The organism is Neisseria sp. P0022.S010, from assembly GCF_051956635.1.
In genome coordinates, this window is the sequence record NZ_JBQCXF010000289.1 from 1 (window position 1) to 3,671 (window position 3,671).

The window sequence follows — 3,671 nt, forward strand, 5'->3', positions numbered from 1 at the left end:
CCATCAATGATTACCTCAGTGGCGTTACGCTGCAAAGCATCATTGAACAAAAGAACTGCAGCGACAGCAGTCATGTCGTTACCTTTACACACATTCATTAAACCGACTTGCGGCAAAGACCGCAGGCAGATGACCAAACGAAAGAGCAAACCATGACCGTCAAAACCCCCGTATACCTCGACTACGCCGCCACTACTCCCGTTGACCGCCGCGTTGCCGAAAAAATGATTCCCTACCTGTCCGATATTTTCGGCAACCCAGCCTCCAACAGCCATAGCTTCGGCTGGGAAGCAGAAGAAGCCGTAGAAAAAGCACGTGCAGACATTGCAGCCCTGATTAACGCCGACTCTAAAGAAATCGTTTTCACCAGCGGCGCAACCGAGTCCAACAACCTCGCCATCAAAGGCGCGGCGCACTTCTACAAATCTAAAGGCAACCACCTCATCACCGTCAAAACCGAACACAAAGCCGTGCTCGACACCATGCGCGAACTCGAACGCCAAGGTTACGAAGTAACTTATCTGGACGTACAAGAAAACGGTTTGGTTGATTTAGACGTACTGAAAGCCGCCATCCGCGAAGACACCATCCTCGTTTCCGTCATGTGGGTAAACAACGAAATCGGCGTAGTTCAAGATATTCCTGCCATCGGCGAAATCTGCCGCGAACGCAAAATCATTTTCCACGTTGACGCAGCACAAGCATGCGGCAAAGTGCCTGTCGATGTTGAAGCCGCCAAAGTTGATTTGCTGTCTATGTCCGGCCACAAAGTATACGGCCCTAAAGGCATCGGCGCCCTGTATGTACGCCGTAAACCACGTGTCCGCCTCGAAGCCCAAATGCACGGCGGTGGCCACGAACGCGGTTTCCGTTCCGGCACATTGCCGACCCATCAAATCGTCGGCATGGGCGAAGCCTTCCGCATTGCCAAAGAAGAATTGGCACAAGACACTGCGCACTACTTGAAACTGCGCGATATCTTCCTCAAAGGTATCGAAGGCATCGAAGAAGTTTACATCAACGGCGACCTCGAACACCGTGCTCCAAACAACCTGAACGTCAGCTTCAACTTCGTCGAAGGCGAAAGCCTGATTATGGCAGTGAAAGAACTCGCCGTATCCAGCGGCTCCGCCTGTACTTCCGCAAGTCTTGAGCCAAGCTACGTTTTACGCGCACTCGGCCGCAATGACGAATTGGCACATTCCTCCCTGCGTATCACCTTCGGCCGCATGACCACCGAAGAAGAAGTGCAGTTTGCAGCAGAACTGATTAAATCCAAAATCGGCAAACTTCGTGAACTGTCTCCGCTGTGGGAAATGTTTAAAGAAGGTATCGATTTGAACTCGATTGAATGGGCGGCGCATTAATCAAGAGAAAAGGTCGTCTGAAAAATTCAAAAGACCTTTACCTTTTCAGACGACCTCATCAAGAAAAATACTAAAAATGACGATAATAAAAAATAAAATACGCCACTTACTTTCTTGTCTGACTCTATGCTCTGCCCCACTGGTTTCAGCACAGACACAAGCCGATTGGTCAACTATATTCAAATCATTTGAAAACGGCTGCCAATTCGATAAGCGTTTGGAAAACCTGTTGGAACCATTTAGTGATGTAAGCGATAACTGGAACGATAAAGGCTCTAAATATCAAAACCTGCGTTTGAATCACCCCAATAGAGTCCAGCTGCCAAAGGCTTACCGTGATCTTGCGCACCCGCCGATGACTTTGCACCGCGCGGAATTTAGTGAAGATGGAGAACAGTTCATTCTTGATCAAACCCGTTTGAAACTCAGCGGTACTTACTATGGCTTGCCTGTGGTTCATATCAGCCAGACATTCCAATTAGAAACCGCAGGTTACAGCTACACCCGTTTGTTGTTGGATGTACCTTTGGAACAGGCACGCAAGGTGTTAAAAGGAAAATATCGTCCTGTTCGAAAATACAGTTTGATTTTAGAAGAATACGAAACCCTGCAAGCAAAACTAAAACCGATTAATGTTAACGGAAAACCCCAAACAATTTTAGAATGTGCCTTTATAAATGGCTGATAAAACAACTGTAATAGGCAATCAACTTAGACATTAAAAAGGACGTCTGAAACCTTAAAAAAACCTTTTCAGACGACCTAAAAACTACAATCTTCAAATTAAGGTCAAATTAAGGATACAAGCCCATGGACGAACAAGAGCTCGACCTCGACAATCTTGACAACCTGCTCGAAGATTTTGACGGCGTTACCGTGGAAGGCGGCGTCGATTCAGAAAATGACGATGGCTGCGAAGGTGGCGCGTGTAAAATCTAAACTTCAGGCCGTCTGAATATTCGTAAACAAACCATTTACACCACTAAAAACACAAAGGAAACCACATCATGGCATACAGCGATAAAGTAATCGACCACTACGAAAATCCCCGCAACGTTGGTACTTTCGACAAAAACGACGAATCTGTCGGTACCGGCATGGTCGGCGCACCGGCCTGCGGAGACGTAATGCGTCTGCAAATCAAAGTAAACGATGAGGGTATTATCGAAGATGCAAAATTCAAAACTTACGGTTGCGGTTCTGCCATCGCGTCTTCCAGCCTGATCACCGAATGGGTTAAAGGCAAAAGCCTTGACGATGCACTGGCAATCAAAAACAGCGAAATTGCCGAAGAGTTGGAATTGCCTCCAGTTAAAATCCACTGCTCTATCTTGGCTGAAGATGCGGTAAAAGCAGCCGTTGCCGACTATCGCAAACGTCAGGAAAACAAATAACCGGATTCAACGACCCCTTGTTGGCAGGTGCCCAAGACTCCTAGCGAGTCTTCGAGAAAAGCAAATCTGGTGATTTATTCCCCTCTTAAGCAGACAGGGTGAATTGAGAGCACAGAAACTTCATCCTTTTGAAGTTGCCGCCAAATTTGGGATTGCCTGCCAATCTATCCCCTCTCCCCGCGGGAGAGGGTTAGGGAGAGGGCAATAAATCGCAGCTTATATTTAATTTAGTCGTTATACCTGCAAAATCAAAGGAGGCGAAATGCCTTTTACTGATGAAGAAGTCCAATCCCTACTTGCTGTCGAAGGCATAGGTAAAACCATATTGCAGCGTTTGCAGCAAATGGGATTAGATGATATTGCCAAGCTGGCGGCGGCAGATTTAGACGATATTTTGGAACGAGGCGCACAATTAACCGGCTCGACCTGTTGGAGAAATAGTCCGCAGGCTAAAGCTGCCATTGCCGCCGCAATAGAGTGGGCAAAACAGCGTTTTCAGACGGCCTGATAATCAAGATGCCGTCTGAAATAAAAAAGCAGGCAAAACAGAAAATGATTGCGAAATGAGGAAAAAAGCATGATTACTATCACAGAAAACGCAGCCAAACACATCAACAGCTACCTGACCAAACGCGGCAAAGGGTTGGGTGTGCGCTTGGGTGTGAAAACCAGCGGCTGCTCGGGCATGGCATACAACCTTGAATTTGTCGATGAAGTGAACGAGGATGATCTGATTTTTGAAGAACACGGCGCGCGCGTTTATATCGATCCAAAAAGCTTGGTTTATCTAGACGGCACGCAAGTCGATTACACCAAAGAAGGCTTACAGGAAGGTTTCAAATTTGAAAATCCGAATGTCAAAGACTCTTGCGGCTGTGGTGAAAGCTTCCACGTTTAAAATATAAAAAAT

General features: G+C 46.8%; 6 protein-coding genes and 1 pseudogene. All 7 read left to right on the forward strand.

Annotated features, from left to right (window positions below; all coding sequences use genetic code 11):
* Positions 1-101, forward strand: a pseudogene (locus tag ACTHUT_RS15500) (Fe-S cluster assembly transcriptional regulator IscR); the annotation flags it as partial.
* A 51-nt stretch (positions 102-152) separates the two neighbouring features.
* Positions 153-1,367: an IscS subfamily cysteine desulfurase gene (locus ACTHUT_RS15505; RefSeq protein WP_004519895.1), complete on the forward strand. Its 1,215-nt coding sequence runs from the start codon at positions 153-155 to the stop codon at positions 1,365-1,367.
* 76 nt (positions 1,368-1,443) lie between these two features.
* The gene (locus ACTHUT_RS15510; protein ID WP_250600358.1) at positions 1,444-2,052 is read left to right on the forward strand and encodes a hypothetical protein; all 609 of its coding nucleotides are present in this window, start codon (positions 1,444-1,446) and stop codon (positions 2,050-2,052) included.
* Positions 2,053-2,177: 125 nt separating this feature from the next.
* Positions 2,178-2,306 carry a hypothetical protein gene (locus ACTHUT_RS15515; protein WP_004519897.1) on the forward strand — a complete coding sequence of 43 codons (129 nt, stop codon included), beginning with the start codon at positions 2,178-2,180 and terminating at the stop codon, positions 2,304-2,306.
* A gap of 68 nt (positions 2,307-2,374) precedes the next feature.
* Complete coding sequence (gene iscU, locus ACTHUT_RS15520; protein ID WP_003674559.1) at positions 2,375-2,761, forward strand: Fe-S cluster assembly scaffold IscU; 387 nt, start codon at positions 2,375-2,377, stop codon at positions 2,759-2,761.
* Between the two features lie 262 nt (positions 2,762-3,023).
* Positions 3,024-3,269, forward strand: a complete 246-nt coding sequence (locus ACTHUT_RS15525; protein ID WP_003746468.1) for a recombinase RecA — start codon at positions 3,024-3,026, stop codon at positions 3,267-3,269.
* 69 nt (positions 3,270-3,338) lie between these two features.
* Positions 3,339-3,659, forward strand: coding sequence for an iron-sulfur cluster assembly protein IscA (gene iscA, locus ACTHUT_RS15530; protein WP_003685774.1), 321 nt, complete (start codon positions 3,339-3,341; stop codon positions 3,657-3,659).
* Positions 3,660-3,671 lie beyond the last annotated feature (12 nt).

What these genes read in the sequence shown, in the direction of transcription:
- ACTHUT_RS15510 (WP_250600358.1), top strand. Translation starts at nt 1,444, where the DNA reads ATGACGATAATAAAAAATAAAATACGCCACTTACTTTCTTGTCTGACT.
- ACTHUT_RS15525 (WP_003746468.1), top strand. Translation starts at nt 3,024, where the DNA reads ATGCCTTTTACTGATGAAGAAGTCCAATCCCTACTTGCTGTCGAAGGC.
- iscA (WP_003685774.1), top strand. Translation starts at nt 3,339, where the DNA reads ATGATTACTATCACAGAAAACGCAGCCAAACACATCAACAGCTACCTG.
- ACTHUT_RS15515 (WP_004519897.1), top strand. Translation starts at nt 2,178, where the DNA reads ATGGACGAACAAGAGCTCGACCTCGACAATCTTGACAACCTGCTCGAA.
- iscU (WP_003674559.1), top strand. Translation starts at nt 2,375, where the DNA reads ATGGCATACAGCGATAAAGTAATCGACCACTACGAAAATCCCCGCAAC.
- ACTHUT_RS15505 (WP_004519895.1), top strand. Translation starts at nt 153, where the DNA reads ATGACCGTCAAAACCCCCGTATACCTCGACTACGCCGCCACTACTCCC.